The 236-nt window shown below is 37.3% G+C and carries 1 protein-coding gene; it reads right to left on the bottom strand.

Annotation, left to right across the window (positions count from 1 at the left end; genetic code table 11):
• On the bottom strand, positions 1-236 hold a 236-nt coding region (locus D1841_RS20045), incomplete at its 3' end, for an Abi family protein (RefSeq protein ID WP_371722189.1).

Raw genomic sequence — 236 nt, 5'->3', positions numbered from 1 at the left:
TATTTTTGCATATGGTGCTGCACGATGAGAGTCTTGCTGTTTTCGTTTATACATGATGTAACATGTTTAGAGAAAAGGGCGTGATTGTGTTTTTTGTTGTACACCTTTGGGGACATATAGCCATCGGGCCCATATTTATGTACGTGATAATAAGCCATTTGTGTTCTGAGAAAGATTTCAATCTGCTCAACGGTAGACAGAATTAACTTTCGGAGTTCTTTGTCAAACTCATAAAT

Source organism: Neglectibacter sp. X4 (assembly GCF_009917365.1).
GTDB lineage: Bacteria > Bacillota > Clostridia > Oscillospirales > Acutalibacteraceae > Acutalibacter.
The sequence above is the reverse complement of the archived record's forward strand: the minus strand, read 5'-3'. Positions and strand labels throughout refer to the sequence as shown.